At 36.9% G+C, this 1,515-nt stretch carries 4 protein-coding genes; all 4 read right to left on the bottom strand.

The features are described from left to right. Positions 1–220, bottom strand: a 220-nt coding sequence (locus GX687_07210) for a hypothetical protein (GenBank protein ID HHX97222.1), incomplete at its 3' end; no start/stop codon positions are given. A 16-nt stretch (positions 221–236) separates the two neighbouring features. Continuing rightward, the gene (fliE, locus tag GX687_07205; GenBank protein ID HHX97221.1) at positions 237–533 is read right to left on the bottom strand and encodes a flagellar hook-basal body complex protein FliE; all 297 of its coding nucleotides are present in this window, start codon (positions 531–533) and stop codon (positions 237–239) included. A 5-nt stretch (positions 534–538) separates the two neighbouring features. Beyond that, complete coding sequence (gene flgC, locus GX687_07200; protein ID HHX97220.1) at positions 539–985, bottom strand: flagellar basal body rod protein FlgC; 447 nt, start codon at positions 983–985, stop codon at positions 539–541. A gap of 2 nt (positions 986–987) precedes the next feature. Next, positions 988–1,386 carry a flagellar basal body rod protein FlgB gene (gene flgB, locus GX687_07195; protein HHX97219.1) on the bottom strand — a complete coding sequence of 133 codons (399 nt, stop codon included), beginning with the start codon at positions 1,384–1,386 and terminating at the stop codon, positions 988–990. Positions 1,387–1,515: the final 129 nt, after the last annotated feature.

Genomic DNA, 1,515 nt, shown 5'->3' with positions numbered 1-1,515 from the left:
AAGGAATTTTGCTTTCCTTTAATTTGGCTGTTAAAGCACTGGCATTTTCCGGACTTAACCCCGAATAAAGGACTTCCATTTTTGGCTGTTTTAGAAAAACAAGACCAAGAATAATCATTAAAAATAAGACTATCGTAACTAAAATCGTGGCCTTTTGCACCTTGGTAAACTTCTGCCAAATTTTATTTAGTTGCTCTGGTAATTGAGCCCTTAAATTCATCTTCTCACCTCAAGGTTTACACCTGCATTCTCATAAGCTCTTGATATGCTTCAATTACTTTGTTTTTAATTTGAATTGTTAATTGCAAAGCCAAATCAGCTTTTTCCATGGCTAAAACGACTTCATGCAACTCCACATCCCGACCGACAGCAAAATCATGAACCAAACTCTCGGCTTCGAGCTGAGAAGCATTTACCCTTCCTAAGGCGTCCTTTAAAAAAGTGCCAAAGTCCTCCACATTTTCTTTTACGGGATTAACTTTGGTCGACTTGGTAAGTGGCAACAGCCCCATTCCTTTGATTTCCATTCGCAACCTCCTTATACTCGGCCAATTTCTAAAGTTTTCATAAACATATTTTTGGTGGAATTAAGAGTTGTTACATTGGCCTCATAAGCACGTGAGGCCGTGATTAATTCCACCATTTCTTTCATAACATCCACATTAGGGTAAGCTACATAACCATCTGCCGAGGCATGGGGATGAGTAGGATCATAAACCATTTTTAAGGGTGACTCATCCTCTACTATTCCAGATACCTTTACCCCAGCATAAGCTGTTTTATTGACCAAAGAATCTTGTAAAATACTTTTAAAACCAGGAGTCCTTTCACGAGAAGTTAAAAGCACTACCCTCCTTCGATAAGGCCCTCCCTCCACTGTTTGTGTAGAATTAGCATTAGCGATGTTTGCCGAAATTACATCCATCCGCAAACGTTCGGCACTAAGACCAGAAGCACTAATACCTAAGGATCTCATCAAATTCAAAACTAACGCCTCCCTTCAGTTATGGCCTGCCGCAGTAAAGAAAGCTGTGAAGATAGAAAACGAACTAAACTATTATAATAAATACTGTTTTCAGCCAAATTAGCCAATTCTACATCTAAATCAACATTATTGCCATCATTGCGTAAACTTGTCTGTCTATCCACACTAATTTGAGGACTACCTTGAAAATAATTGGTCTGCAAATGAGCTGCTTTAGTTGTTTTCACGGCCAATTGTGAATCAAGTGCATCCTCAAGAGTAGAGCGAAAATCAACCTCACTTCGCTTGAAATTAGGAGTATTGACATTAGTCAAATTATTAGTTAACACCGTATGCCTTAAGGCACTACCAGTCATTGCTTTTTCCAATAAATTTATTACATCCATACTTTTCATAAACATTCACACCCCAAACACAAATATGTTTTTTCGACACTTTAATATACTTTCTAGATATTTCACCAAAATCCTTTTTTAAAAATATTTTTTTTCCAATTATATACCTTTTCTCAAAAAAAAATACTTAGTTTT

The sequence above is a fragment of the Clostridia bacterium genome, assembly GCA_012841935.1.
Classification (GTDB): Bacteria; Bacillota; Peptococcia; order DRI-13; family DTU073; genus DUTS01.
This window is presented reverse-complemented; position numbering and strand designations above follow the sequence as displayed.

What these genes read in the sequence shown, in the direction of transcription:
- flgB (HHX97219.1), bottom strand. Translation starts at nt 1,386, where the DNA reads ATGTTTATGAAAAGTATGGATGTAATAAATTTATTGGAAAAAGCAATG.